The sequence below is a fragment of the Ralstonia psammae genome, assembly GCF_958405935.1.
GTDB classification, from domain to species: Bacteria; Pseudomonadota; Gammaproteobacteria; order Burkholderiales; family Burkholderiaceae; genus Ralstonia; species Ralstonia psammae.
Genome location: NZ_CATZBU010000006.1, coordinates 237,397 through 263,225 on the forward strand (window position 1 = coordinate 237,397; position 25,829 = coordinate 263,225).

The following is a 25,829-nucleotide window of genomic DNA, read 5'->3' on the forward strand; positions in this document are numbered from 1 at the left end:
TTCCGGGCTGTTTTTCTTTGGCGATCGCCAAGTCCTGCATCAGCGTGAGGACTTGTTCACCATCCGTAGGGCGCAGCAGGATCGTCAGGCTTCCGCTTCCTCCGGCGCCGGTGCCGGCGGCGCTTCGTTCTCGGAGAACTCCAGCTTCACCGCGTCGGCATCGTCCAGGTCCACGGTCACCTTGCCGCCGTTGACCAGCGTGCCGAACAACAGTTCGTCGGCCAACGCCTTGCGGATCAGGTCTTGAATCAAGCGCTGCATCGGGCGTGCACCCATCAGCGGGTCGAAGCCCTTCTTCGCCAGGAAGCGACGCAGCTTCTCGGTGAAGATGGCATCCACCTTCTTCTCGTGCAGTTGCTCTTCCAGCTGCATGAGGAACTTGTCGACCACGCGCATGATGATTTCCTCATCCAGCGAGCGGAAGCTGATGGTCGCATCCAGACGGTTGCGGAACTCCGGCGTGAACATGCGCTTGATGTCGGCCATCTCGTCGCCCTGTTCGCGCGTCGTGGTGAAACCGATGGTCGCCTTGTTCATCGTCTCGGCGCCCGCATTGGTCGTCATGATGATGATCACGTTGCGGAAATCCGCCTTGCGGCCGTTGTTGTCCGTCAGTGCGCCGTGGTCCATCACCTGCAGCAGGATGTTGAAGATGTCGGGGTGCGCCTTCTCGATCTCGTCCAGCAGCAGCACGCAGTGGGGCTTCTTGGTCACGGCTTCCGTCAGCAGACCGCCCTGATCGAAGCCCACGTAGCCCGGAGGCGCGCCGATCAGCCGGCTCACCGCGTGGCGCTCCATGTACTCCGACATATCGAAGCGGATCAACTCGATGCCCAGGATAAACGCGAGCTGCTTGGCGACTTCCGTCTTGCCCACGCCCGTCGGGCCGCTGAACAGGAACGAGCCGATCGGCTTGTCCGTCTTGCCCAGGCCTGCACGCGACATCTTGATTGCCGAAGCGAGCGCATCGATGGCCGGGTCCTGCCCGAACACGACCGACTTCAGGTCGCGCTCCAGCGTCTGCAGCTTGCTGCGATCATCCTGCGACACGCTTTGCGGCGGAACGCGGGCAATGCGCGAGACGATGTCCTCAATCTCACCCTTGCCGATCGTCTTCTTCTGCTTCGACTTCGGCAGGATGCGTTGCGCCGCGCCGGCTTCGTCGATCACGTCGATCGCCTTGTCCGGCAAATGGCGGTCGGTGATGAAGCGTGCCGACAGTTCAGCCGCCGCGGTCAACGCCGACGACGCGTACTTCACACCGTGGTGCTCTTCAAAGCGCGACTTCAGGCCTCGCAGAATCTGCACGGTCTGGTCGACCGTCGGCTCCACCACGTCGATCTTCTGGAATCGGCGGGACAGCGCTGCGTCTTTCTCGAAAATGCCGCGATATTCCGTAAACGTGGTCGCACCGATGCACTTGAGCGCACCCGACGACAGCGCGGGCTTGAGCAGGTTGCTCGCGTCCAGCGTGCCGCCCGAAGCTGCGCCTGCGCCGATCAGCGTGTGGATTTCGTCGATGAACAGGATCGCGTTCGGGTTGTCCTTGAGCGACTTCAGCACGCCCTTCAGACGTTGTTCGAAATCACCGCGGTACTTGGTGCCGGCCAGCAGCGCACCCATGTCGAGCGAATAGACGACGGACTTCGCGAGGATATCCGGCACTTCGCCCTTGGTAATGCGCCATGCCAAACCCTCGGCGATGGCCGTCTTGCCGACACCGGCCTCGCCCACCAGCAGCGGGTTGTTCTTGCGCCGACGGCACAGCACCTGCACCACGCGCTCGACTTCCTGCTCGCGGCCGATCAGCGGATCGATCTTGCCGGCTTTGGCCAGCGCGTTCAGGTTCTGGGTGAATTGCTCGAGCGGGCTTTCCTTGCCGTCGCCGCCTTCGCCTTCGGGGTTGCCCTCGCCTTGCTTGGCGGGCTCAGCCTGGTCCTTGCGGATACCGTGGCTGATGAAGTTGACGACGTCCAGCCGGGTCACGCCCTGTTGCTGGAGGTAGTACACCGCGTGCGAATCCTTCTCGCCGAAGATGGCGACCAGCACGTTCGCGCCCGTCACTTCCTTCTTGCCGTTGGACGTGGACTGCACGTGCATGATGGCGCGCTGGATCACGCGCTGGAAGCCGAGTGTCGGCTGCGTGTCGACCTCGTCCGTACCGGGTACCACCGGAGTGTTGTCGGCGATGAAGTTCTTCAGATGCGTGCGGAGGTCTTCGATATTGGCGGCACAGGCGCGCAGCACCTCCGCAGCCGTCGGGTTGTCCAGCAGCGCAAGCAGCAGATGCTCCACCGTAATGAATTCGTGGCGAGCCTGGCGGGCTTCAACAAACGCCATGTGCAGGCTGACTTCCAGTTCTTGCGCGATCATGCTTCCTCCATCACGCACTGCAGCGGGTGGCCCGCTTGCCGTGCATGGGTTGACACCAATTCCACTTTCGTCGCGGCGATATCCCGGGTATAGAGACCGCACACGCCCTTACCTTCCCGATGCACCGTCAGCATGATTTGTGTCGCTGTCTCCCGGTCTTTGCTGAAGTATTGCTGAAGAATCATCACGACGAATTCCATCGGGGTGTAGTCGTCGTTGAGCAGCAGCACCTTGTACATCGCGGGCGGTTTGAGCGCTTGCTCTTTCCGCTCCAGGACGGTGCCTGCATCGTGTTGTGGAGTGGTCGCTTGCCGGATTGCCATGGTCTTATTCTAACCACTCCTTTCGAGTTCGCAATTTGGGGAAATAACACCGACTTCAAGGTCTACAAACGGTTTGGCCCACGCCGCGTGCGTCCGTCAGCCCTCCGGGGCGAAGGGTTTTACCGCCTGCACGCTGGCCGGAACCGGCGCAAGCTCCGCGCCCGAGATGCCAATCGTTTTCCGTACTTGGAGGCGATTGGCCGGTTTTCGAGCAATTCCTCTTCCGAAACTGACCGATTTTCGCCACAAACCCACCCTTTGTAGCCTTGACAGTCTCTTACATTCCTCGAACAATCGAATGCAGCATGTGCGCCCTACTGCCCCGCAAACCGTTGGCAGCGAGCCGCATGAATGGTGAGCCCGGGAGGCCTCACACCAGTCGACAACAGATCGACAACCGCTTCAGGCTGTGGTGTTTGCCACAAGAAGACCGATCGCTTGCGGCGCGGTTCCACCCGCGCCATTCGTCGTGCCCCGCAGGCCGGCGACCGGGCGATGACTGCGCGGTACCGCTCTGCACTGCCCCGACAGGCACACCCTCCCGGCTCGGACTTGTGTTTTAACGGAGGGGTTTTCATGGCACTCGGTACGGTCAAATGGTTTAACGACGCCAAGGGTTTCGGTTTCATCTCGCCTGACGAAGGCGGTGAAGAGCTGTTCGCGCATTTCTCGGCCATCCAAATGGCTGGCTTCAAGACGCTCAAGGAAAATCAGCGCGTCTCGTTCGAAGTGACGCAAGGCCCGAAGGGCAAGCAGGCCACCAACATCCAGGCTGCCTGATTGGCGTTGTGCGGCGCCCCGCCTGATGGCGACGGTGCCCAATTGCAAAAAACCCGGCGACATGCCGGGTTTTTTGTTGCCGAGACGCAAGACAATGACGAGATACTCACCGCGCAACAGGTCATTTCGCCGGGTTGTGCACTACGGTGTGGTGACCCCCCGTCATTTCGAGGAGCCCCCCGCATGAAACACCATCTGACCCGAACCGCCGCCACGGCAACGCTCCTGATTGCCGCGCTGCTTCCTGGTGCCGCCCATGCCCAGCTCGGAGAACTCATCAAAGGTGCCACTCAGGGCAACAACCAGGGCGGCACAGGTAGCCTTGGCAGCATCGGCAGCCTGGGCGGCGTCCCGTCACTCGGGTCATTGACGTCAGGCAGCGCCGGCAATGTGGCTGGCGTGCTGGAGTTCTGCATGAAGAACAACTACCTGGGCGGTGCCACCGACGCGGCCTCGATCAAGGACAAGCTGCTCAGCAAGCTGGGCGGCACACCCGCATCCAACCCTGGTTACACCGATGGCACAAAGGGCATCCTGACCGCCTCGGATGGCAACAAATTCGATCTGGGCAGCATCAAGTCGCAGATCACCAAGCAGGCTTGCGACAAGATCCTGTCGCAGGGCAAATCGCTGCTTTAAGCCGCGGCGCAGGCGAGCGCGCACTACACTGCAATATCGACTGGCCGTTCGCCCGTCCTCTCCGCGCCAAGGAGCCGCATGCTGGAAACTGCCGCGCTGGCCGCCGGTCTGTCCTGGACCAGCGGATTCCGCCTCTACCTGGCCGTATTTGCCGCCGGCGTGCTCGGCCGCACGGGTTGGCTGCATTTGCCGCCGGGCCTGCAGATGCTGGAGTCGTGGTGGGTGATCGGCTTGGCCGGCGTGCTGGCCGTGGCCGAATTCCTCGCCGACAAGATTCCCGGTTTCGACTCCGTGTGGGATGGCATCCAGACCTTCATCCGCGTGCCGGCGGGCGCGATTCTAGCCGCGGCTGCATTCGGGCAACTCGATCCGCAATGGATAGTGGCAGCGGGATTGATTGGCGGGACGCTGGCCGGCACGGCACATGCCACCAAGGCGGGCACGCGGGCGCTGATCAACACGTCGCCGGAACCGTTCTCGAACTGGGTGGCGTCGTTCAGTGAAGACGTGGCCGCCAGCGGTGGTTTGTTGATGGCGTTTTTCCTGCCGATCGCGTTTCTGGTGGTGCTGGCGCTGCTGCTGTTGGTGTCGGTGTGGCTGCTGCCCAAGCTGTGGCGCGGCGTGCGGCGCCTGCGCGATGCGCTGCGCGGGCGTTCGTCTGAGCCTCCACCGGCCGGCACGACGCGGCTGCCGCGCTAAGGCGCTATCCAAAGGCGCGCAGCAGCCCAAACAGCGTCAGGGCCAGCGCGCACGCCCATCCGGAAAACAGCACGCGCCACACCTTGTGGCGTGGAACAAACCCCACACCCCGCACCAGCCCCGCACTCATCGCCCAGAACAGCAGCATGGCGAGACCATGGTCGGCATGCCCGTCGCGATTGGCGAGGATGTACGGATACACCGTGCCCACCGCCATGACGAGCAATCCGGCTGCCAGGCTGGCCACGTGGACGTGCGGCTTGTCGGTGGCGTTCACGTTCGCTCGGCTTACTCGCGGTCCGGGTTCGCATTCGCGGCCCGGTCGTCGCTCACCTCACCCCACATTGCGTTGAGGACGGCCAACAGCACTGCGAAGCCGACTCCCAAGACCCAACTGAAGTACCACATGGACGTGTTCTCCTGCTGTGGTTAGTAAGCCGAGTGCTCGTTGGCGCGGATGTGCTCGACCGTCACCTTGCCGCGCATCACGCGGTAGCACCAGCTTGTGTAGGCAATGATGATGGGCGTGAAGATGATCGCCACCCAGAACATCAGACCGAGCGTGAAGTGGCTGGAAACGCTGTCCCACACCGTCAGGCTGGCGGCGGGCGTGCTGGACGACGGCAGCACGAACGGGAACATCGATGCCCCGGCCGTGGTAATGATTCCGACCAGCCCGAGCGAGGACAGCATGAACGCGACAAGCGTTCGCCCCGCCCGCGCCAGCGCCACCGCAAGCAGCGGCCCGGCCACGCCCAGCAGCGGCAGCACCCACAGCAGCGGCTGCGCACGATAGTTGCGCCACCAGGCGTCTGCGGTGCGCGCGACTGTCTTGGCCATCGGGTTGGAAACACCGGCGTGGTCGATGGCCGAGGTGATGGCATACCCTTCGATACCGCCCCAGCGCAGCCACACACCCGCCGCAACGAAGGCCAATACCGCCACCACGGCCGCGCCCGTGGCGGCGTTCGCGGCGCGCTGCTGGATCGCGCCCTCCGTGCGGTGGACGAGGTAGATGCCGCCTTGCATGGTGATCATCGCGCTCGATACCACGCCGGTCAGCAACGCAAACGGGTTCAGCAGCTGCCAGAAGCTGCCGCTGTAGGTGACGACCATGAAGTGGTCGAAGTGGAACGGCACGCCCTGCAGCAGGTTGCCGAACGCCACGCCAAAGATGAGCGGCGGCACCGCCCCCCCGATGAAGAGCCCCACGTCCCACGCTTTGCGCCACGTGGCATTGTGAATCTTGCTGCGGTAGTCAAAGCCGACCGGCCTGAAGAACAGCGCCCACAGCACGGCGAGCATGGCCCAGTAGAACCCGCTGAATGCCGTGGCATACACCAGTGGCCACGCCGCAAAGATGGCACCGCCCCCGGTGATGAACCACACCTGGTTGCCGTCCCAGTGCGGGCCGATCGTGTTGATGGCCACGCGCCGCTCGTCGTCTGTCTTGCCGACGAACGGCAGCAGCGTGCCGACGCCCATGTCGTGCCCGTCCATGATGGCGAAACCGATCAACAGCGCGCCGATGAGCAGCCACCAGATGACCTTGAGGGTTGGATAGTCGAACATGGCGTGCTCCTCAGGCGTGGGCGGCCTCGAAATCGTAGCGGCCGGTGCCCAGACTGCCCGGCCCCTGGCGTGCGAACTTGATCATCAGGTACATCTCGACGATCAGGAGCAGCGTGTAGAAGCCGATAAAGCCGGCCAGCGAACCATAGAGACTCGCCTCGCTGAGGGTCGAGACGCTCAGATGCGTGGGCAGCACACCGTAGATCGTCCATGGCTGGCGGCCGTACTCGGCAACCACCCAGCCCAGTTCCGCCGCAATCCACGGAGCGGGCAGCATCCACAGCGCCCAACGCAGCAGCCAGGCTGGGGCCTTGCGCTGCGGGCGCAGCGTGCTCCAGAACGCAAGGCCAAACAGCGCCAACATCAGGAAGCCCAACCCGACCATCACGCGGAAGCCCCAGAACATCGGCCACACGCGCGGCACGGTGTCGTCGACAGCCTTGTCGATGATCTCGGGCGTGGCTTGCCGCACGTCGGTCACGTACTTCTTGAGCAGCAGGCCGAAGCCCAGGTCTTGCTGATGGATCTGCAGGGTCTGGAGCGCCGCCGCATCGCCGGGGTGCTGGCGCACCGTCTCCAGCGCGGCCACGGCCTCGATGCCGCTCATGATTCGGCCGCGATTGCGCGTCTTGATCTCATGGATGCCCGGAATCTGCTTGGACACCGAGCGCGTGCCGATCAGCCCCATGACCCACGGAATCTCCACCGCCCAGTCGTTCTTCTGCTCCCGCTGGTTGATCGACGCAATCATGGTGAAGCTGGCCGGCGCCGGCTCGGTTTCCCACATGGCCTCGATGGCGGCCATCTTGGTTTGCTGCGCTTCACCCACGGTGTAGCCGGATTCATCACCCAGCACGATCACCGAGCACACGCTGGCCAGGCCAAACGCCGCCGCCACGCGAAAACTGCGCCGCGCGAATTCCACATCGCGGCCACGCAGCAGGTACCAACTCGAGATCGACAGCACGAACATCGCGCCCGTCACGTAACCGGCCGACACGGTGTGCACGAACTTGGCCTGCGCCACGGGGTTGAACACCACCGCCCAGAAGTCCGACATCTCCATGCGCATGGTCTGCCAGTTGAATTCGGCGCCCACCGGGTTCTGCATCCAGCCGTTGGCGATCAGGATCCACAGCGCGGAAAGATTGGTGCCCACCGCCATGAGCGTCGTCACCAGCAGATGCTGCGTCCTGGAAAGGCGGTCCCACCCGAAGAAGAACAGACCGATGAAGGTGGATTCCAGGAAGAACGCCATCAACCCTTCAATGGCCAGCGGCGCGCCGAAGATGTCGCCCACGTAGTGCGAGTAGTACGCCCAGTTGGTGCCGAACTGGAATTCGAGCGTGATGCCCGTCGTCACACCCAGCGCAAAGTTGATGCCGAACAGCTTGCCCCAGAAGCGCGTCATGTCTTTCCAGATGACCTTGTTGGTCATCACGTAGACGCTTTCCATGATGACCAGCAGCCAGACCATGCCCAGCGTGAGCGGCACGAACAGGAAGTGATACAGCGCCGTGGCTGCAAACTGCAGCCGGGACAGATCGACGAGATGCTCGGAAATCACGGTTGCCCTCCCTGCGCTGCTGACGGTGTCACGACCAGGCGATCGGCGGCCCGCTCGGCATCGACCGGCACCCGGTGGTCTCGCACGAACACCCACCATAGCGCGCTCAACACCGCCAGCTTGATGGCGACGACGACGAGCAGATGGCGGACGAGTCGGCGATCGTTGGGGCTCACGGGCGAGTGATGCAAGGGCGGCCAAGAAGTCACATAAGGACCAGTCTAGTCAGCGCTGAAGTGACTGACAAACGGTAATTTCCACGCAGAATCCGTGACATATCGCCGTCCCGTTGGGTCAGAACCGGAACGCAGCGGGCAGAAAGCCGGAGAGCCGATGTATGAGGACAGCGACCACGACATTCCCCCACACACACATGACACTAACGGCTACGCAAGATGTTCAGCCAGGACGACGACGGCTTCTGGCTGTTTGTCGACATCGCTCTGACCAAGATTTGGATCGAAGGCGGTGCGTCTGAACATCGGTCTGCCGGATCGGCTCATGCAGCAGATTGATGCCATCGCAAAAGCGCGCCGCATGACGCGTTCGGCGTTACTGGTGCTTGCTGCACCGCATGAGATGGGGCGCGCATAACACCGGCCATCAACAGAATCCCCGCCGCTGTCGAAGCTGCCGGGGTTTTCACTGCGGGCACAACAGCGCTTGACCTTCCCACAAGCGACACTGACCCGCCAGCGGCGGGTGGCGTTCACAAGCCGGCATGCTTTAGTGCTGCGGCTTTTTCATGGCCTCGGATTCTTTCGCGGCGTTCCGTTCTTCGCTGGCCTCGATCGGCTCCATTGCCTCGTCAATAGAGGAGGCTGCGCGCTCTATTTCGCCTTTCTCTTCCGTCACGAGTTCGTCGGACTCCTCTTGCTCACCCAGAGGAGGCTCCAGCATATCTCTCAGCATCGCATCCAATTCGGGCGTGTCCCATGGCTGGCCGCGGTGCGTCTTGAGCTTTATGTAGTGACGAATCTCAGCATCTTGTTCGGGAGTCAACGGTAGCCCGCGAAAAGTGCTCTTTGGGCCGGTCTCGGGCATGATGTCCTCACATACTGAATGCGTTTTCAGTGTAGGCCGGGCTCTGCGGGAGCGCTCGGCGACGTTGCCGGGCCCACAGCCCTTCCCCATAGTCTAGTCGTCCCGCAGGGCACACCGAGCAGCATTCGCGCCGGACTTAGGACGATTGAGTTTTATGGTTGTAACCCTGCTCCGACGAAGCACGGTCATTACACTCAGCGCCACCGCTTTCAGTGCCAGCATCCAAAACACAACGCGAACTCTCTATGGGCGAGCCAGGCGCCGCCTGAAGGCCTGCTGGTGCCGATGTTGCAGCATCGGTGCCGGGACTTGCCTGGGCTCGCCCTCAGGCTCGCACCTGTTGTTGGATAGGAAGAATCGCGACGAAGTCAGTCGTGGTCCGCCATTGATCCACATCAAGCAGCGGATCACACAGTGGTCGATGCTGGGGCTGTCCTGAATTTGAGGAGCAGCCCATGAATGAGCAGATCAAAAAACAGATTCTGGGATTGTTGGATCAGCACCGGATCATGACGATCGCCACGCTAAGACCGGACGGCTGGCCACAGGCTACGACCGTAGGCTATGTGAACGAGGGGCTTACGCTCTACTTCCTCTGCGGCCTGGAAAGTCAAAAGGCAACCAATCTGGCACGAGATGATCGGGTGTCGCTTACGATCGATCACGACACTTCTGATTTGATGGCAATTGCTGGCTTGTCCATGGCGGCGCACGCGCATCCGGTGACCGACCGCGCCGAGGCGGAAAAGGTCTTGCGCATGCTTCCGCTCAAGTATCCAGAACAAGTTGCCCTGCCAATGCCGATGCCGTCCCCCGAGGAAGTCCGGATATTCCGCGTCACACCGACGGTGATTTCCGTACTCGACTATTCGAAGGGCTTCGGGCATACCGATCTTGTCGCTTGCTGAGCACGGAACACCATGACGCGGAGCGCTTGTCGGCGGGTCAGGTTGGCAGCGTGCGCCAAAGCTGGCTGCGTCTATGCATTGATTGTTTTTGCGATCGGCTTTGCCTTGGGAGCGATCCGTGTCCTGCTGCTTGCCCCGCGATTGGGAGACGCGATCGCCGTATTGCTGGAAGCGCCGCTCATGCTTGCCGTGAGCTGGAAGATATCAAGATGGACCGCAAGCAAACACGGCTTGCTGAGCGATCCTGGCGGAGCGTTGCTGATGGGGGCGATCGCCTTTGCCGTCTTGATGCTTGCTGAACTGGCAACCTCCATGCTTTTCTTCAATAGGACTGTGGCGGAGTACTTTGCTGGCTTCTGGTCCATGGCTCGGGCGATCGGGCTCGCGTCTCAACTTTGCTTTGCCAGCTTCCCCTTCCTGCAGGCCAGCAATCGGCAAATTCAGTCCAGCAGGTAGTCAAGCACCTCCTTCTCGGCAGACAAAAAAACCCCGGCCAGCCGAAGCTGCCGGGGTTTTTCATATCCATCGCGGCCGGCGCCGCGAGCGACATGCTCGATCATTCTGTGCAAATCGACCACAAATCCTTTTGTTGCAACGCACGTTTGCCTTCTGACCTCAAAAAACACTCCGATTTACACTCACTGCCGCGCGGCTGGCCCACTTATCCCCATGCTCACCTTGGCCACCTCGCCAATTCCAGCCGCTTGCCGGTACGCTTACGCCATCGTTTGACGATGTCGCGTAGCACGTGTCACGAGCCCTCGTGATAGGTGGGCTACTCCCCTCGATCTCGCCACCAAGGCCTCTAACAGCCTACTTTAGAGATTCGGAATCCTCGGAACGTTGTGACGTATTACAACCTGAAAGCCGACTCAGCACGCACGGCTACGGAGCACATCTGGACTCTTCATTTTCGCGCGCGCCTAATCAAACGGCGGATGCGCCGCGCTTTACGCGGACCCTCCGCTTTGCACGCTTAGTAGCACTTGCATCGGTATAGCCCCAGACTCCCCACCTCTTGTGAATGTGCTCTCGAGTAGCGAACGCGTCATGCAGGTCACGTCCGCTACTCATGTGCCCACGATAGTGCTGGCCACGTTCACCCCACATCATCCAAATGAGAACTTGGCCAGTCTCCTGGAGATACTTGCGCAACAGGTCGGCTCGCAGATACGTCACGTGCCCGCTGAGAGTCCTGCTCTTGGCCTCTAGTTTTCGATATATCGAAGCCACCCCATTTGGATCATGCATGTCCCACAAGCCAGGTGAGTACCTCAAGCCGACTGCTTGACATAGATTCGGACTCGGCAGCAGCGCGCCGCTCGCTGTGTTTAGGTCGCTGTGATAGCTCTCCCACCCGTACTCGTGAACAGGCAACTCAGCGCTCACAACCAAGTTACGATCTTTTGGATGCGACATCTCGACTCGACCAAAACCCTTCCCCATGCCAGGCGCAGCAACTAGTGCTTCCGGCGGACCTCCAAACGGCATCTCACCGGCATAGGTGTAGTAGTGCTGCCGTGCTCCCGGTATGGCGTTGTTTCCTGGATACTCCATCGCCTCGAACATTTGCGAAGCTTGCTCGACGTCATCACACTTCACCAAGATTGCACGGACAAATGTAAAGATATTGCGATAGTTGTTCGTCGCCGTTTCGTCGATGAAGCCGTCAATCATCACCCAATCGCCCTTTACGCCGGCGACCTCAGACGGATGCAATAGCGAGCCATAATCCGGTGTCGGTCCCTCCCGAATCCAGGCAACCATCTCATCAGGACCTGCGTCGAAGAGATTAGGCCGAGCAGGCTCCCATGTTAGGACCGGCCCTGGAAAGGACGGGTCAAGGTCAGCATCCGACGGCCGCTCCTCGCTTCTCCAACTATCCAGAAGCCCGTTGTCCAAGCGCCACCCCCACATCTCAAAGTACGCAATCCAGCCGTACTTCTTCCCGTAGCGATCAATCTTTCGTCTTTCGCCCCTTGACCGGCTACCGCCTCCTCCCCTCGACGAATCAGCTTCCTTGTAGGCGGACGGCTCATAGCCAAGCTGGAGCATCCGCTCCACGATGGCTCGACGGGTTGCTTGGTAGTCAGCGTTCTCAAAGTCGTAGTTGTGCCGATCAGGCACAAGCGTACCGATGGTGTAGTTTCCGAAGTCCATCCCGATTGCTTCTTCGTCCGCATCTGCAATCTGCTTTTCTGTGAAGGAGCTTGGACCGGCAAAGGGATTCGGGAGCTGAGCGAACGGAGCGCGTAGGCATTGCGCTTCGGCTTCGGATATACATGTCGGGACAATAATCCGAGCTAGCGCAATAATTCCGAGGCAATATTGACGCAAAAGAACGTGGCGCGTCGGTGATGGCGCAGAGGGAACGAACATGCCATCCAGAAGAGCTCTGGCAACAACCGGCAGCGCTTCCGCCATCGGAGAGGATTCGCCGTCGGACCATGCAGAAAGCGCTGCCCCATAACCGGCAGCACACATCCGCTCTGGCACATATGGGTCCGGGATAGTCAGAGACTCGACCATCAAGCCAAAAAACTCAGCAGGCTGTTGCAGTGCAAGTGCGCGCAGCGCGCGGGTTGCAACATCCCGAAGGTATCGATTCGTCGTGGTCAAAGTCCACATCACCCACCGAGCACGAACGATCTCCCGCGGGTCAGTTTTCCCTTCCTCCCAACGAACCCGCAACGACTCGATATCCTGTTCGACCCTGTCCTCGCTCTCAAGAAGCCATTCTGACCAAGACAAGTCCCGTTGAGCGGGGGACATCCGACGAAGCAGATCATCGAGAAAATGCGCGTCGAGCGGATGGGCCAGTGCAGCCCGCGTCGATCGGAGTCGCGGGAATAAAGCTCGCGCAAATTTGGGCCTTACGCTCGCCTGCGCCGCCAATTCATTGACCGTCTCACGATTGATATGCGCAGGGTCGGCAAAGGCGCTTAGGTAGAGCGCAAACAAAACCAATGGCTCCGCTGCGACCTGCCAGAGCTGCTGGCGTTGCACTCTCGAAGGAAACAAATCCACCAGTGCGCTCAGAGTATCGAACGCAAGTGGATGCCGCGCTTCCTTCTTTTTTGGGTCGAACCTGACTGCGTTGGCGGATTCTTTCAACCACGACTCGATGCGCTCGGCCTGCAGAAGATGCTCTGCAATCAATTGGCCCGCCATCAAATCGTAGACCACCGCAATGCGCTGGCGCGAACTTTGATATTCAACGCGCATGAGAATGCCTTCGGATTCAAGGCTTCGCACCAAGCTTACATCCCAGCCGCCCCGATCCTTCAAACCAGAGCGCAACTCTCGGAAATCAATGTCGCGACTGTTCTCCTTCCAAAGCAACTCACCGACCAGCACAAGCGCCTCGCGCACGTCTTCCCGGTAAATTCTTTTCGAGCTTGGGGATGCTGCGGCTATGCGCATGGCTACGGCATCGAAGTACCGGCTAAACAGTGTCGTCAGCGAGTTGGGCAGCGCTTCGACGCCCACTATGTGCTGCCGAGTCGGGTTAGCGACTTCGCAGAACATGCGAAGGGTTAGTGGGTGGTCCAACTGCTCCAAGGGCAAGTCGGCGTCCGTTGCATCAATCTTATAAAAAGCAAAATAATCGTCTCGGGCCGTCGGCCTGTTTGCGAACCCTTCAAGTTCGACTCGTTCGAAGTCATCCGGGATGCAATCGCCGGCGAATTCCGTTCGAAGGGTAACGACCAACAGCACGTATGGAAAGCGCTGCAGCATAAGTTGTGCTGAAGCCAGCAGACCCTTCCAATCTCTTGGGTCCTCGCTTTCGTTCAGACCATCAAAGACAATCGGGATTCGGCGTCCCGCACGCTGGCCTGCGGCATCGACTGCTTCAAGCAGTTGCTCGAACGTCGGCACAGCGTGTCCGGAAATATTGAAGCGCTGGGCCAGGTTATCAAGCGTCTGGGCAGCGTGTAGCGCATTGCCGAGCACGAGCACGCCACCAGGAAAGTCGTGCTCTGGAAGGGTCAGCTTGATGGCCAATTCCGATTTCCCGTAACCGGCAGCGGCCAGAACAGCAATGGATTCTGCCGCAACCGACTCTTTCAGCTCTGAAAGTCGGTACCGGGCGGCATAAAGATCAGCTAGAACGTTAGCGCCAATGAGCGCAGCTGGTGATCGAGCACTACGTAATCTCGCGAGCGTCTTGCGATGGATGTCTGGCGATAGAACACTGGAGACAAGAAGCTGCCGGATTGCCGGCAGATCGCCCACAGCCAGCGATCGATGCAAACCCTCGAGGGCGTCCGCAGTCGACCTGCTACTCTCGACCAACATCGATGCCTGCGCATGCAGCCCGGTCGGCAGGCCAGTGATCTGGCTCTCGATCGCACTCGCGCCGGACTTAAGATCGTCCGCCAGTGTCGAAAGGATGTCCCAGGCCTCCTGGCCACCAAGATATCGCCGCAACGTAGTTTCAACCGAGGCGACCTGATGGACCTCCGGCTGGAACTTCCGTTTCACCGGCGCTACCGCAAGTGCATGCTGTTGGGCTAAGCCCTCAGGTGTCAGAACAAGTTCGCCGAAGTATGCTTCTCTTAGAATTGCGGCAGGGCCGACCAGAAGTTCGGCGATGTCGTCGGACGTTGCAAGCGCCAGTTTGAAGTTTGGATATTGAGGTTGCAGACCATAAAACCAGTCCTGATCGCCTCTCGTCAATTTATGGCGCGTCCAGAGGACCCAGTCAGTCAGGCCCGGCAGCGTCTTCGCGCTCTTATCCAAACCTTCGATGATTTTCGCTCGCCGGGTGCTTCCGATCGCAGTGCCGCTTTGAACGGTGTACCACTTGCATTGCCACCCGAACCATCGCCCGGGACTGCCAAGTGGGCATGCGGTGTGTAGTTTCAGATGAAACTCCACACCCGCTTGGTTCGCTTGTTCCTTGAAGTCACCGTACTGCCCATAGTGTCGACGGATCAGCGCACGAGCAAGCTTCTCGAAATTGGTCTCTGCAGACCCCGGAAGCTGGGAAAACACGTCCCAATTCACTGCAACCATCTGAATCCTCTTGCCTTGTCGTGGCCGACTTATTCTTCTGGACTTTGGTGATGCGCGGAGAAGACCTCGACGCGCGCTCCCGCCTCAACGAACAGCTTGATAAACGCCGACACGTCTGCTTCGTCGGTCCTGACTGTAATCGTCGCCTCCTTCCGCTCAAGGTTGTGGTCGAAGGCGAACTGTTCGATTTCGACTGGGCCGAGCGTGTAGACCTTCAAATCCCAAAGCATCTTCCGCATGTCATCGGAAAATCTCTGCTCGTCAGGATCCGCATGAGAGACACTGTAGGTCTCGTCCTTAATAGCTTGCTCGGTAAGCTTTCCAATGAGGTCCTCAACTTGCTCCGCATCTCGCGCGTGCTTGAATCGCCCAATAAGCACGAGGTTCATAGAATGTTCCGAACCGTAGCTCGTCCAGATTTTCAATTGATATCTCCTGTCGCCGCACGAAGGCGGCCGATTGCAACCATAACCCCTTTGTCACAGACCGCGATTCCTTCCCTGGCGTATGAGCTAGATCTTACGTACCCGGACGCATCGATATGAGCGTACGACCGTAATCCTTTCTCTTTTGGCAACGGGTCACACGTCGGCATTCCCTGGGCGGCCCCTGCCTCACTGATTGCCAAACGCACTTTTGGTTTGGCGATGTCGAGCCATGACTCGAGTTTCCGCTGCACCGAGACATCAATCGCGCTGACGGATCGCGTCGCCTGCTGCGGCAGCAGCAGTAACTCTGACGCATCGACCTCCTCGGCCAATGCCGCCACGGCATCCAACTCACCGACCGTATCCGCATTGACTACGAGGTTGATGCCAATCGGCGCAAGCTGACGAGCCTCATGCAGCCGCGCCAACAGATTTTGAAATGGTCGTCCGCGCAGCCTTTCATAGGTGCACCCGACCCCATCGACGCTGACCCGAATGAAGTGAACGCTGCCGACGAGCTTGTCCAGAAGTCGAGGCACGAGTCGGTGGCCATGAGTCGTGAAGGTGATCGCCAGCCCGGTATCGCGAGTTGCAGTCCTGCAAATCTCGGCAAAGGCCGGATGCAGCGTGGGCTCTCCGCCTCCAAAACCAACACCGAGACAACCTGCTGCATCAAGCTCCATCAACCAGCGCTGAACAAACTGAGCATCAAGAGCTGCACGGAATTTGGGAGCATAGCAATAGGAACATTGCAGGTCGCAAAGGTTAGTGAGCGCAATGGAGACTTGCCGTGGCGCCTCAGACCAACGTTCACGAGGTATCCGGACTTCGTCGAACAACACGTTGAAACCGTTCGTCCGGTCAAATATATGCAGGCCGTCCGGCCCTCGCCTAGACTTCACGTTTTTCCTTCGAGCTTCTTTATCAACGCCGGTCGGACTCTAACGAGTCCGCTTAGTATGCGGCTCGCATGGCACAGCCCCCCTTCGGGAGATCAGCCGCTGCAGGCGACTTCCAAAAGATGCCACCCGTACTCCGCACACAAATTGTAGTGTCATCCGCCTTATTGAGACGTGAAAGACTGGCCGAAGGAGCAACAGATGCTAAGGGCCGGGGCCGCGTCTTACTGGAAAAACGCTTTCGGTAGGCATACTGGAGCGGAACGGATGTTTCAGACCGCCGATCCAGGATCGCGCATCGGCCGCAGCGGCCGTTCAGCATCAACCCAATGAACATCCGTTCTTGAGACTCCTCGCGAATCCCACGTCGCGACACGGGTGCGGGTTAGTATCGAAGCTCAACACGCGACCAAATCGACGGAGAGAGAACGAGATGTCCGAACTTATTAAGAAGCGAGTCGTCAGGGACTTGATCGACGAACTGGCCAACCTTGATCCAGTTAGCCTAGAACTGGTCGGACATAAGGTGATCGAGACGCTCGAGAACAAGACGCTTGTACACCATGGCATCAACAAGGACTACAAGCCCGTCGGCTACACCGTCGACACGTTCTCCCAGGACTTCACGATCGTCGGTGAGTACAGTACCGAGTCAGACTATTTCGAGGACAGTTCTGGCAGGAAGAAAGAGAACCGATTCGACAAGATCGAAAAAGACATCAATCACGCGATCGAGAAGAGCGGATCAACCCCTCCCTCCACAATCTATCTTGTCTCGTCCGAAGAGGAGCCAGCATCTTTTCGCGGCAACTTCAACAACTCGAAAGTTAGCGAGGAAAACAGGAAGCGTGTGAAGTTTCTCGACGCGCGAGAGCTAGCGAAAGCTATCTTTCGGTCATCTCTGGACAATTCGCAGGCGGCTGACTTCTATCGGCACTATCTCCCTGACTTCTCGCAAAATCTGGATCGCTACGAGTACTACGGGCGGGTTCCCTCAGCTTGCGCCCACCATCAGACCGAGCAGTCTTTCATTGATACCATACGACAGCACTTTGCGGCGGGTGCTCAAGTGTGCGTCGTGCACGGCCTCAGCGGATCTGGCAAGACACAAGCCGCGATCGACTACGTCCGTGCCGATTTGCCGCAGTTCGGAAACTATCTGTGGATTTCGGGCAGCGACTGGCCGGATGACACACCGCTCACAGCGATCAAGCGTTCTCGCGGCGGCGTGGCCATGAACGTCGCCGGTTTGTTCAATGCTACCAAGACTCTGCTGATCATCGATGACCTAGGTCGAGCGGTAACGCCTAATTCTTTTGCGGATCTCCGGACAGGATTCGAGCTTGGAGGGCGCGTTCTCGTGACCTCGCAAATCGGCGTTCCCGGCAGCCCGATTCATTTGCAACTGCCACTGATGTCTATGGCTATCGGCCTTCAAGTCCTAGGGGAAGCCGAAGACACCGCCAGCGAAACTTGTAAGCAATTCGTTGACGCCTGTCGCTTTTGCCCGTTGATCCTTGCGGTCACACGGGAAGTGGCCAGGATTGATGACGTGCCTGCTGACGATCTCTATCGAGAAATCCTCCACGATCCGAAGACCGTTCACGAGAACGGCGGTGGTAACGTGATGGAACGCGTTCTGCGTCGGTTAAGCACCGAAAACCGTCAGGCCCTGCAGAAGATCGCCAACAGCGGGTGCACGACGTACGACTCGCAATTTCTCCGGGGCTTCATCGGGATAAATGCGCGCGCCTCGCTGCAGTCTCTCGCCATCCTGAATCGGACGGCGGCGACTGCGACTTTGTCTGTTCACGATCTAATCTGTCGAGTCTCGCGCTCGGGGACCCATGCGGATCATGAACTGGCGCAGGCTATTACGAGATACCTCGATCAGAAGCGTGGTGAGATGACGCCAAGCGTGCTCAGACAAATCCATCTATCGGAAGATCAGCTCCAGGCGGCCTACGATGCCGGCTGGGACGCAAAGCAAGCGGGTTGGCTAACCTACTCCCTATTGCAGATCGACAGGCCTTCAAGAGCGGAATTGATCGCCAGCTTAAAGGGCATCGAACTCAATGCCGACATGCCGATCGAGCAGTTACTCTGCATTGTCGATGCCAGAGAGGCGGCCTCGTATGACCTCGATAAAGAGGCACGTGCCGCTCACTATCAATCCTGCGCCGACGACTACGGCAAGATAGCGGCAGAGGCCAAGGACCCGGACGTCCGAGCAGAAATGCTTCACCATCAAGGAAAGGCGCTACGTCGCTGCAGTGAAATCGATGCCGCGTTGGCGTGCTTCGATCAGCTCCTCAAAGAACGGCCCGAATGGCAAGCTACGTACGGACAAATTGCACACCTGGGAACACAGACCGACGCCAGTGCCGACGCTAAGAAGCAAGGCGAGGCTGCAATTCGCCGGCTCGTTGCTGACGTCCAGAAAGACGTCTATGCCGTTCCTCTACGTGTATCACTCGCGGCCCTGAGCCGACTTCGATCTTACACAAACGTCAGTAGCGAGATAAATGCAGACGCTGCGGCCGTTAAGCAATTCGGCGACGTGGTCGCATTGTCCGCAATGGAGGGCTTCGACCAGTTCTATGAAGCCTTTCTCGCGCTCACCGCGCTGTTCGGATATCGCCACGGCGAGACTTGTCTTGCCGTGGCCGAGATTTTTCCCGACATGCTCGCCATATTTCCCAACACGGTACATCCACGCCAATGGGTGAACGCCTGCGAGGCACTTGCGAACATCTCCATCGTTGCCGCCCGAAGCGGTAATCGAGTGCTCGCCGGCAAACTGGAGAGCACTATGAGGGCATTCACAGATGAATTGGCAAGCACATCAGGAGGCGATCCCTTCGTTGCCCGGGTTCTCGCGAAGACCTTCTTAGCCATCAATGATCCTACAGCAGCATTAGAAGCTACCAAAAAGATCCCCGACGACACGAAGGACCACTGGCTGCTCTATCAGCAGGCCAAGGCGGAACTAGCCCTCGATCAAACCATAGCGGCATCGACTACTGCCAAGCGTGCGCTCGATGCGGCCGGGAAGGATCCCAGGGGGAAAACGAGACTGGCGATCTACTACGACCTGATGAGCCAGGGCTACGAAGCGGGTGGCTCGATACCAGACGCGCTGCAGAGCTTAGAAACTGCTCGACGTTTGGCTACCGACGACCAGTACGAACGCCAATTGACAGCGCGCATAGAAGCGTTGAAAGCCCGCCAAGCCCTATCCGATTGAACACTACCTTCGCGTCACGACGTTTCTTTGGCAGCAACTTCCGCCGATATCTGCAACGCGGCATGAAGAGAGCTTCGTGCTGCCCGACGCGATGCCCGCACCGGGGTTTAAGTGACCGTTCTTGCTAGATGAGGCGGTCTCCTAACGGTCTGAGCCACGCGTCCGGCGAATTTCCTTCGTGCCCGCTCATGGCGCCCCCCCAAAGTCTTACCACCGCGCACAATACAAGATAAACCGAGGGTGCAGACATCGGGGAAGCAAAGTGTCGGATCAGCCTATCTCACACGCCAGCTTTGATGAGAAGCTCCCCCGTCGAGATGCCAAGCACACTGGCTATTCGGAGCAAATTCAGAACCGTCAGATTGTGTTCGCCTCGCTCAATGCCGCCAATGTAAGAGCGGTCCATATCCGTAGCGAGTGCCAACTGTTCCTGCGAATACCCAATCGCTTTCCGAGCAGCGCGCACCGTCTTGCCAATCGAGGCAAGCGCGGGATCACCAGCGTGTTTCGGAGAGGGTTTCGCCATCCCCAAATGGTCTGCATTTGACGGAGGCGATACCACTGGATACGATACCCAAAAACCAACTCAAATTATGTCTGACAGTTGGGCGGGGGCCTGATCGAACTCTCGTGTTCGACGATGGCAATGCACCGGCTCAAGTCGAGTCCGACCCAAATGCACACCATGAGAAACAAGATCTTGCTGCCCATGCTGGCGACGACGGCACCGCTAGGCTGTGCTGCTACCGGCACCGATGATGTTGTGCCGATCGGCCCCGACATGTACATGATCGGCGGGCTTGGGAATTTCACCGACCTCTCTTCCAGTGCAGTCAAAGCACGCATGTTCCAGCAGGCAGCGAAATATTGCGCCGATCAAGGACGCGTGATGTCACCCACGGGGAGCGCCGGCAAGGATTCCGGCTACGGCTTATACGCCTCGGCAGAAGTGCAGTTCCGTTGCTTGGCTCCCGCCGCTGCCAGCGCCGCCAAGTAACTCTCGGGGAGCCACAAACCATGCAGAATAACCAAGGAAAGAGCATTCTGGCCCGCTGTTTTTCTGGCGAACTGGAACTATGGAAAGCGTTTTGGCTGGTCTATTTTCCTGTTGCGACAATACTCACACTGACAAGAAAGGCTTTGACCGAACATGCGAGTCGGACCGGAGAGACTACCGCCCTATACTTCGGAATACTCTTGAGCCTCGTTTTCGGCGTTTGGATCGTCATCTCCATCTGGAGATGCGCCCCAAACGTCAAATGGAGGGCGATGTTCTTCATTGGTCGTGCGTGGGCGATCGTCAACGCCATGGCCGTCATCACGTCTGCACTGAGCCTGCTTGGCAACAAAGCGTGACTAAGCTGTTCGCGTGCACAATGGCCAAAACTTGCTGCGCTGACGTCGGTATGGCGCCAAATAACCGGTTCGCCCGCGTGGACACAGTGATTCCGAATTGCTGTAGAGCGGCGTGTCAGCGGGCCACCTCATCTTTCCAGGCGAAGCCATGAAGACACTCTTGTACCGCATAGGTCGCGCCGCAAGTCAGCTCTCGAATCGCTATCCAAAAATTACGCTCGGCATCATCGCTGTACTCTTCGCCTGCATTGCTCACAGCTTCGGTGGCAATGAAGGCCGGCCAGGAGACGGCGAGGCATGTGTGGTCGTCCTCGGACACTGCGCATGAGCTGAGCCAATCGGAACTCAAGCACAACGACCGAATTTTGAGTTCTATGCCAGACAAAGCCGACCATCAGTCATCCGGCCCAATGTCTTTCGAGTCTTCTGGCATGACAATCTTGGCGTCTACGTTGGCGTGCTCTTTCAACAGGTACAGCAAATTGCTACCTGCGAGAAGCTCAATAGGCTTGCCACTCGCAAACTCGAATGCGGCCTTTCCATAGCCGCTAGTAGCCACCAGGATGCCTTTTGACGCCCCTTCGTTTTGCATGGTGCCGAATAAATCGCGAACGGAGCTGACACCCACCGTGTTTTTGTACCGTTTAGCCTGAATCACGACCTTGCCACCAAAAATCGGGCGGGGATCAAAAGCCACGCAATCTACGCCGCCATCACGCGACGCCTGCGTTTGACGGGTTTCAAGGCCCATCGTCTGGAACAGGTTGGTAATAAGCGATTCAAATTCGCCCGGTGTAAGGTCCATCAGGTTCGGCCGCTGGTCGAGAGTCGAAAGCACATCGTCTTCTTTGATGAATCGCGGGTCGGTCATGTTCAATTCAAGCACAGGGCGTACCGGTGCCAACTCCGCCGCACTCTTGGAAACTGAGGCGTTCAGCGATTTCAAGCACGTCAACGGATCAACATGTGTTAGGTCGATGTCCAGAAATACTTCTCTCGTGGTACGGACTGTGATGATGCACGGCCGAATCGGCTTGCCTGTACCTCTATCGATGGATTCCACATATCCGTTGAATACGACGGTCTCAACGTGTCCTGCAATGTCCGAAGCAAAGATTTCGTGAAGCGACCGTAGTGTGGTTTGGGCTACCGCATCGGCATACATTGTGCGGCGCTGACTTTCGGGCCGTGCCGACTCCGTAAACGAGTCCGATGCCTTAACGTACTTAACGGACTTTGTCGCCGGGACAACTTCGTCGTACTCGGGCAGGTCGTACGCGACAACTAGCTGCCTCGATTCAGGTTGGAACTCGATTTGGGATGTCTGCGCAAACCCTTCGGGATATGCCCCATGCTCAAGTACCGTGACGAAGTAGGTGGCGATGGCATCGGGGTCGGCAGCTCGGAATGCCGCCTCAAACTGCGCGACCTGCTGATTGTGCTCATTTGCATCGCGTTCGGCTTGCTCTACCTCACGTGCATGGGCGTCATGGCGCTTCTTTATCTCAGCCTGACGAATAGCCTCTTTTGCTTGGTAGCTACGCTCATCGGCATCAAAACGCTGTCTGGCAGCGAGTTCCTGTTGTGCATGCGCTTTCTTGACCCATGGGAACAGGGCCGCCAAACCTTTTGGTTTCTCTGGAGCGTAGCGCTCCCAAACTGGAGCGTGCTCAGAATGAGGCAGGCCGAACAGGTCTACCGGCGTATGCGTCGGCCTCACCCGCAGTTTGGCAAAATCGAGAGCCGCATTGCGACTTAGACCTTCGGTCAATATCTGGCCAAGTGCCTCCACTTGCTCCTCAATTTCCTGATTCTGACCGGCAGCGTCTTCTAGCTGAGACTCGACATAAAGGCGCCTGTTCTCCTTTTCATCGGCAATCAGTGCGCGTTGACGGGCTCGCTCCGCACGTTCCGCTTCTCTGATTGCGCGTGCCTGGTCCCGCAGTCCTCGTTCATGCGCACGTTGTGATGCGCGTGCCGAACGCTCCATTTCGCGCGAAATGCGATTCATGGCACTTACAAATCCCCCGCGAGCCATACTCCTCTCCATTTTTTGGTTTTGGTGGTCTGCTCGGATCATACCGAGGACGCCGGAAGTTTTTATCAATGCGTACGACACGACGCATAGTTCGCCTAACAACGAACCGGTTATCCGCGCCGGGAGCGTGATACGGTGTAAGTAGCACAGCTTATGGGCAACTTGGGCGTCTCTCGCAACTGCAACGCAAGCGGCTCGATTGCAGCTACACGGGCAATAGCCTCGATAGCATTCAAACGCTCTTGGAAATACGCGAGGTCGTCAACCAGGGAAGCAACAGGCTGGCGAGCCACCAAGCCCAGCAGGTCCACTCGACACTCCACCGCCCACCCCTCAATGTCGGCCACCTTGCCGATGGTGTCCCACAGATTCGCCAGCAAGCTATCCACGCGCTCCGGCGCCATCGGCACCACGTAGGGCATGTACGGCGCACCGTCCTCCGACAGAGGATAGCGAACGCGTTGGGGTTCAATGCTTTGTCCGCGTCCCACTTGTCCCGCATGTCCCAAACCCTCGGAACCCTTATTTGTATTGGGCTTGCGAGTTTTTCCGGGTGGGACATGCGACACTTCCCCGCTATGTCCAGCCCACCCCAATGCATCGTTGTTAGGTTCAATGCCGGCTTGCTGGGAGAAGATTGAGGCACGCGGGACCTTCATGAGATACGCTGGGTGTCCCGTCTCGGACTTCTCACACTCCTTTGTGTGTTCTGGGATTGCAGCTCCCTGGACACGCGGGACATTTGGGACACTCGAAAATCGCCCCGGCTTGTCCAGTAGCGAAAAATCAAGCTTCATGCTTCCTCCCACATACGCGACGTGAACACATAGCATCGAACTCGACCCATACCTGGCAGACGTTCGCGCCGCTGCGGTTTGTCGCCATCAAGCGCAAGCCATCCATGTGCTACCAACGCCTTTACCGCAGTCTTCGGATCAAATCCAGCGCATACATCACGTCTGAAGGACTCCGGTAAGACGATGTACTCGCGACCTCCCTCTGCATCTGTACGGTAGAACCCGGCTCGATTAATGATGCGTTGATCTTCGGTGGCGCTCATTGCCTCGAATCGGCTTGCCCCGTGGGACTCGAAGAAAGCGCGTACCTGCGCCAACACAGCTCGTTCTTCGCGGTTTCCCGCCCCGCCGAAGGTGTCTAGCCACGCCATGAAGCACGTCTTCGCGGCTCGCTCCGATTCGCCCTCCTCCCATCCCGTCAGGCCATAATGCGTTGCTAGTTCGCCAGCCACGGCCACCAGTGCAAAGCGTCGTGCCACGCGCAGAACCTGCCCTGCAGCGTCACTCGGCGCCACCTCCTTGACGAATTGCGCCATACCGCTATGCAGAATGTCTGTAAGGTTGGTACGGTCCGCTACGATCCGCCGTAGCCACTCAATGCCCGCAGCACCGTAGTACCGCGTCGCCGCGTCCTTAATCGCTAACGCCATCTCTGCCGGCGTCGCATGACCGTGCAACTGCTCGAACGCGCCCATACAAGCCCCAGCGTCGGCTTCGATGTCGGCGAGGCGGATTTCTTGGCCGGCATTCGCACGCTTTCCAGCTTTTGACATCAGCGCAGATAAAGACTCTTCGCCAGCAGACAGGAACAATAATCGCCAGCGCGCTGCTTGTCGCGCCGCTCCGGATCGTGTTGCCCGCGCCTTGCCTTGCCCGTTCGCAAGCATGTAAGCGGCATCTCCGGCCTCTCTCGGGTCGATCTGAGAAAGCTCGTCCAGAATCAGTAGGCCATCGTTATGCAGTGCCGCCAGTCCTTCCAAACCATTGGTCGTTGCCCGCCACATGCGGACATAGGCCGATGGTTCCCCCCATATGGAAGCAGCCACCTTAAGCGCCGTAGTCTTGCCGGATGACGAACCGCCGCGCAGATGGAAGCCACCCGAGTCTTCGCTTGCCACATCGGCCAGTGGGCCCGCAAAGGCGACAGATATGGCAAACACCATGCGGGTATTACCTGACGCCAGCGCTCCAACAGATTGCCGCCAGTCCTCCACCGTGCCGGCCTGAGCCAACGCGGGCTCCATTGCGCTGGCATTCTGGAATACGACAATCTCGTCATTATTCCCAATGGATTCATTGGCCGTCACGTAGGCGCCACCATGCCAGCCCATGCGTTCAACGCAGCGCGCGCGCCCGTTGACACGCCAGACTTGGACATATGACGCCAGCATGTCGCGTGCTGCCTTGTTAGGGGATATGGTCAATCCCATACGGGCCAGTTCTCGTCGAAAGTCAGCGCCATCACCTTGCAGCAGTTCGAGCGGCATAGCCCATCGGTGCATCACGCGGTCGTCATCTCCCCATTCCAGCAGGCGGCCCCATTCACCGCTTTTGGTGTCGCGAGTCATGGCGATTATGTCCAGCCGCGAGCAGAGAAACATTGGCGGCTTCTCGTTACCCTCCTTATCAGTGCCAACGTAGAAGACACCGCGCTTGGATACGTCGAAACGACCGTCACCATAGCGCTGCGTCAACTCGCCGTCGGCCCCAGCAACTTGAGCATGCATTTTCTGAGCCTCAACGAAGGCAGCTTGCTCCTCCTCTGTAGCGAGAACCAGACTGTCACTGAAACCCATGCGCGCCCCCATGTTTCAGGATGACGATGGCGGGATGCCGCCCGCAGGTCAGTAACAGGAGACGTAGCGGACTCGCCTGCATGATCCCTGCAACCAAGCCGCGCGCCAGACCGTAGCCAGTGTCGTCATCGATCAGAAGTTCACAATCGAGGCCGTGAAAAGCCGATAGGTCGTCGTCATGACGGGGGTTGTATCCAGCCGGAACAGGCAGCGCGGGAACCCAATTGCCAACGCGCCCGCCAGCCTGAACGACAATCCAGCCGTGACGTGGTGTCAGGCCGGATACGCGAGCGTGGTGGAGCGGCTGCAGCCAATCGGGACAGCGGGAAGCGTTCATATAGCAC

At 58.9% G+C, this 25,829-nt stretch carries 26 protein-coding genes; 9 read left to right on the top strand and 17 right to left on the bottom strand.

Annotation, left to right across the window (positions count from 1 at the left end; all coding sequences use genetic code 11):
• Nucleotides 1–84: 84 nt before the first annotated feature.
• Entirely contained in the window at nt 85–2,373 is a 2,289-nt protein-coding gene (gene clpA, locus R2N16_RS14980; protein ID WP_316666527.1) for an ATP-dependent Clp protease ATP-binding subunit ClpA, read from the bottom strand.
• Nucleotides 2,370–2,696 (bottom strand): ATP-dependent Clp protease adapter ClpS, encoded by a 327-nt coding sequence (gene clpS, locus R2N16_RS14985; RefSeq protein ID WP_004631954.1) that lies wholly within the window; start codon nt 2,694–2,696, stop codon nt 2,370–2,372. The genes clpA and clpS overlap by 4 nt, the downstream gene beginning before the upstream one ends.
• Nucleotides 2,697–3,272: 576 nt before the next feature.
• On the opposite strand from clpS, the gene R2N16_RS14990 reads away from it, so the two are divergent.
• The 3 genes from R2N16_RS14990 (at nt 3,273) to R2N16_RS15000 (ending at nt 4,814) form a co-directional block, all read left to right on the top strand.
• Nucleotides 3,273–3,476: a cold-shock protein gene (locus R2N16_RS14990; protein ID WP_004631953.1), complete on the top strand. Its 204-nt coding sequence runs from the start codon at nt 3,273–3,275 to the stop codon at nt 3,474–3,476.
• A 183-nt stretch (nt 3,477–3,659) separates the two neighbouring features.
• Nucleotides 3,660–4,115 carry a YjjA family protein gene (locus tag R2N16_RS14995; RefSeq protein WP_316666528.1) on the top strand — a complete coding sequence of 152 codons (456 nt, stop codon included), beginning with the start codon at nt 3,660–3,662 and terminating at the stop codon, nt 4,113–4,115.
• Nucleotides 4,116–4,193: 78 nt separating this feature from the next.
• Nucleotides 4,194–4,814: a DUF4126 domain-containing protein gene (locus R2N16_RS15000; RefSeq protein WP_316666529.1), complete on the top strand. Its 621-nt coding sequence runs from the start codon at nt 4,194–4,196 to the stop codon at nt 4,812–4,814.
• Between the two features lie 4 nt (nt 4,815–4,818).
• Here R2N16_RS15000 and R2N16_RS15005 read toward each other — a convergent pair whose 3' ends face one another.
• From R2N16_RS15005 to cydP, 5 genes are read right to left on the bottom strand one after another with little or no spacing between them, the layout of a single operon-like run.
• On the bottom strand, nt 4,819–5,091 hold the full coding sequence (locus tag R2N16_RS15005; protein ID WP_316666530.1) for a cyd operon YbgE family protein: 273 nt from the start codon (nt 5,089–5,091) through the stop codon (nt 4,819–4,821).
• 11 nt (nt 5,092–5,102) lie between these two features.
• Nucleotides 5,103–5,222 (bottom strand): cytochrome bd-I oxidase subunit CydX, encoded by a 120-nt coding sequence (gene cydX / locus R2N16_RS15010; RefSeq protein WP_316666531.1) that lies wholly within the window; start codon nt 5,220–5,222, stop codon nt 5,103–5,105.
• Nucleotides 5,223–5,243: 21 nt separating this feature from the next.
• Nucleotides 5,244–6,386 carry a cytochrome d ubiquinol oxidase subunit II gene (cydB, locus tag R2N16_RS15015; protein WP_316666532.1) on the bottom strand — a complete coding sequence of 381 codons (1,143 nt, stop codon included), beginning with the start codon at nt 6,384–6,386 and terminating at the stop codon, nt 5,244–5,246.
• A gap of 10 nt (nt 6,387–6,396) precedes the next feature.
• The gene (locus tag R2N16_RS15020) at nt 6,397–7,953 is read right to left on the bottom strand and encodes a cytochrome ubiquinol oxidase subunit I (RefSeq protein ID WP_316666533.1); all 1,557 of its coding nucleotides are present in this window, start codon (nt 7,951–7,953) and stop codon (nt 6,397–6,399) included.
• Nucleotides 7,950–8,129 (bottom strand): cytochrome oxidase putative small subunit CydP, encoded by a 180-nt coding sequence (gene cydP, locus R2N16_RS15025; RefSeq protein ID WP_316666534.1) that lies wholly within the window; start codon nt 8,127–8,129, stop codon nt 7,950–7,952. The genes R2N16_RS15020 and cydP overlap by 4 nt, the downstream gene beginning before the upstream one ends.
• 292 nt (nt 8,130–8,421) lie before the next feature.
• On the opposite strand from cydP, the gene R2N16_RS15030 reads away from it, so the two are divergent.
• Nucleotides 8,422–8,547, top strand: a complete 126-nt coding sequence (locus tag R2N16_RS15030; protein ID WP_428984134.1) for a type II toxin-antitoxin system HicB family antitoxin — start codon at nt 8,422–8,424, stop codon at nt 8,545–8,547.
• A gap of 132 nt (nt 8,548–8,679) precedes the next feature.
• Here the strand turns inward: R2N16_RS15030 and R2N16_RS15035 are convergent, their stop codons facing one another.
• Nucleotides 8,680–8,997 carry a hypothetical protein gene (locus R2N16_RS15035; RefSeq protein ID WP_316666535.1) on the bottom strand — a complete coding sequence of 106 codons (318 nt, stop codon included), beginning with the start codon at nt 8,995–8,997 and terminating at the stop codon, nt 8,680–8,682.
• Nucleotides 8,998–9,452: 455 nt separating this feature from the next.
• Between R2N16_RS15035 and R2N16_RS15040 the strand changes: the two genes are divergently transcribed.
• Both R2N16_RS15040 and R2N16_RS15045 read left to right on the top strand, forming a co-directional pair.
• Nucleotides 9,453–9,905, top strand: coding sequence for a pyridoxamine 5'-phosphate oxidase family protein (locus R2N16_RS15040; protein ID WP_316666536.1), 453 nt, complete (start codon nt 9,453–9,455; stop codon nt 9,903–9,905).
• Nucleotides 9,906–9,917: 12 nt separating this feature from the next.
• A complete protein-coding gene (locus R2N16_RS15045) occupies nt 9,918–10,361 on the top strand; it encodes a hypothetical protein (protein ID WP_316666537.1) in 444 nt (147 codons plus the stop codon).
• 471 nt (nt 10,362–10,832) lie between these two features.
• On the opposite strand, the gene R2N16_RS15050 is transcribed toward R2N16_RS15045, so the two are convergent.
• From R2N16_RS15050 to R2N16_RS15060, 3 genes are read right to left on the bottom strand one after another with little or no spacing between them, the layout of a single operon-like run.
• Nucleotides 10,833–14,924 (bottom strand): NACHT domain-containing protein, encoded by a 4,092-nt coding sequence (locus tag R2N16_RS15050; protein WP_316666538.1) that lies wholly within the window; start codon nt 14,922–14,924, stop codon nt 10,833–10,835.
• Nucleotides 14,925–14,953: 29 nt separating this feature from the next.
• A complete protein-coding gene (locus R2N16_RS15055; protein WP_316666539.1) occupies nt 14,954–15,313 on the bottom strand; it encodes a DUF6375 family protein in 360 nt (119 codons plus the stop codon).
• A gap of 32 nt (nt 15,314–15,345) precedes the next feature.
• Nucleotides 15,346–16,194: a radical SAM protein gene (locus R2N16_RS15060; protein ID WP_316666540.1), complete on the bottom strand. Its 849-nt coding sequence runs from the start codon at nt 16,192–16,194 to the stop codon at nt 15,346–15,348.
• Between the two features lie 490 nt (nt 16,195–16,684).
• Between R2N16_RS15060 and R2N16_RS15065 the strand changes: the two genes are divergently transcribed.
• Entirely contained in the window at nt 16,685–19,498 is a 2,814-nt protein-coding gene (locus R2N16_RS15065) for a tetratricopeptide repeat protein (protein WP_316666541.1), read from the top strand.
• A 280-nt stretch (nt 19,499–19,778) separates the two neighbouring features.
• Here the strand turns inward: R2N16_RS15065 and R2N16_RS15070 are convergent, their stop codons facing one another.
• Complete coding sequence (locus R2N16_RS15070; protein WP_316666542.1) at nt 19,779–20,024, bottom strand: helix-turn-helix domain-containing protein; 246 nt, start codon at nt 20,022–20,024, stop codon at nt 19,779–19,781.
• A gap of 159 nt (nt 20,025–20,183) precedes the next feature.
• On the opposite strand from R2N16_RS15070, the gene R2N16_RS15075 reads away from it, so the two are divergent.
• Both R2N16_RS15075 and R2N16_RS15080 read left to right on the top strand, forming a co-directional pair.
• On the top strand, nt 20,184–20,495 hold the full coding sequence (locus tag R2N16_RS15075) for a hypothetical protein (RefSeq protein WP_316666543.1): 312 nt from the start codon (nt 20,184–20,186) through the stop codon (nt 20,493–20,495).
• A gap of 20 nt (nt 20,496–20,515) precedes the next feature.
• A complete protein-coding gene (locus R2N16_RS15080) occupies nt 20,516–20,854 on the top strand; it encodes a hypothetical protein (protein WP_316666544.1) in 339 nt (112 codons plus the stop codon).
• Between the two features lie 115 nt (nt 20,855–20,969).
• Here R2N16_RS15080 and R2N16_RS15085 read toward each other — a convergent pair whose 3' ends face one another.
• The 5 genes from R2N16_RS15085 to R2N16_RS15105 all read right to left on the bottom strand — a co-directional run bounded on the left by R2N16_RS15085 (nt 20,970) and on the right by R2N16_RS15105 (nt 25,822).
• Nucleotides 20,970–21,173: a hypothetical protein gene (locus R2N16_RS15085; RefSeq protein ID WP_316666545.1), complete on the bottom strand. Its 204-nt coding sequence runs from the start codon at nt 21,171–21,173 to the stop codon at nt 20,970–20,972.
• Nucleotides 21,174–21,248: 75 nt separating this feature from the next.
• The gene (locus tag R2N16_RS15090; protein WP_316666546.1) at nt 21,249–22,865 is read right to left on the bottom strand and encodes a restriction endonuclease; all 1,617 of its coding nucleotides are present in this window, start codon (nt 22,863–22,865) and stop codon (nt 21,249–21,251) included.
• A gap of 137 nt (nt 22,866–23,002) precedes the next feature.
• Nucleotides 23,003–23,314, bottom strand: a complete 312-nt coding sequence (locus tag R2N16_RS15095; RefSeq protein WP_316666547.1) for a hypothetical protein — start codon at nt 23,312–23,314, stop codon at nt 23,003–23,005.
• 371 nt (nt 23,315–23,685) lie between these two features.
• Nucleotides 23,686–25,485, bottom strand: coding sequence for a DUF927 domain-containing protein (locus tag R2N16_RS15100; RefSeq protein ID WP_316666548.1), 1,800 nt, complete (start codon nt 25,483–25,485; stop codon nt 23,686–23,688).
• The gene (locus tag R2N16_RS15105; protein WP_316666549.1) at nt 25,472–25,822 is read right to left on the bottom strand and encodes a hypothetical protein; all 351 of its coding nucleotides are present in this window, start codon (nt 25,820–25,822) and stop codon (nt 25,472–25,474) included. The genes R2N16_RS15100 and R2N16_RS15105 overlap by 14 nt, the downstream gene beginning before the upstream one ends.
• Nucleotides 25,823–25,829 lie beyond the last annotated feature (7 nt).

Coding starts and splice junctions, on each gene's coding strand:
- R2N16_RS15040 (WP_316666536.1), top strand. CDS start 9,453: ATGAATGAGCAGATCAAAAAACAGATTCTGGGATTGTTGGATCAGCAC.
- R2N16_RS15050 (WP_316666538.1), bottom strand. CDS start 14,924: ATGGTTGCAGTGAATTGGGACGTGTTTTCCCAGCTTCCGGGGTCTGCA.
- clpS (WP_004631954.1), bottom strand. CDS start 2,696: ATGGCAATCCGGCAAGCGACCACTCCACAACACGATGCAGGCACCGTC.
- R2N16_RS15055 (WP_316666539.1), bottom strand. CDS start 15,313: ATGAACCTCGTGCTTATTGGGCGATTCAAGCACGCGCGAGATGCGGAG.
- R2N16_RS15070 (WP_316666542.1), bottom strand. CDS start 20,024: ATGGCGAAACCCTCTCCGAAACACGCTGGTGATCCCGCGCTTGCCTCG.
- R2N16_RS15035 (WP_316666535.1), bottom strand. CDS start 8,997: ATGCCCGAGACCGGCCCAAAGAGCACTTTTCGCGGGCTACCGTTGACT.
- cydB (WP_316666532.1), bottom strand. CDS start 6,386: ATGTTCGACTATCCAACCCTCAAGGTCATCTGGTGGCTGCTCATCGGC.
- R2N16_RS15090 (WP_316666546.1), bottom strand. CDS start 22,865: ATGAATCGCATTTCGCGCGAAATGGAGCGTTCGGCACGCGCATCACAA.
- clpA (WP_316666527.1), bottom strand. CDS start 2,373: ATGATCGCGCAAGAACTGGAAGTCAGCCTGCACATGGCGTTTGTTGAA.
- R2N16_RS14990 (WP_004631953.1), top strand. CDS start 3,273: ATGGCACTCGGTACGGTCAAATGGTTTAACGACGCCAAGGGTTTCGGT.
- R2N16_RS15080 (WP_316666544.1), top strand. CDS start 20,516: ATGCAGAATAACCAAGGAAAGAGCATTCTGGCCCGCTGTTTTTCTGGC.
- R2N16_RS15095 (WP_316666547.1), bottom strand. CDS start 23,314: ATGCCCTACGTGGTGCCGATGGCGCCGGAGCGCGTGGATAGCTTGCTG.
- R2N16_RS15105 (WP_316666549.1), bottom strand. CDS start 25,822: ATGAACGCTTCCCGCTGTCCCGATTGGCTGCAGCCGCTCCACCACGCT.
- R2N16_RS15065 (WP_316666541.1), top strand. CDS start 16,685: ATGTCCGAACTTATTAAGAAGCGAGTCGTCAGGGACTTGATCGACGAA.
- R2N16_RS14995 (WP_316666528.1), top strand. CDS start 3,660: ATGAAACACCATCTGACCCGAACCGCCGCCACGGCAACGCTCCTGATT.
- R2N16_RS15045 (WP_316666537.1), top strand. CDS start 9,918: ATGACGCGGAGCGCTTGTCGGCGGGTCAGGTTGGCAGCGTGCGCCAAA.
- R2N16_RS15075 (WP_316666543.1), top strand. CDS start 20,184: ATGAGAAACAAGATCTTGCTGCCCATGCTGGCGACGACGGCACCGCTA.
- cydX (WP_316666531.1), bottom strand. CDS start 5,222: ATGTGGTACTTCAGTTGGGTCTTGGGAGTCGGCTTCGCAGTGCTGTTG.
- R2N16_RS15100 (WP_316666548.1), bottom strand. CDS start 25,485: ATGGGTTTCAGTGACAGTCTGGTTCTCGCTACAGAGGAGGAGCAAGCT.
- R2N16_RS15000 (WP_316666529.1), top strand. CDS start 4,194: ATGCTGGAAACTGCCGCGCTGGCCGCCGGTCTGTCCTGGACCAGCGGA.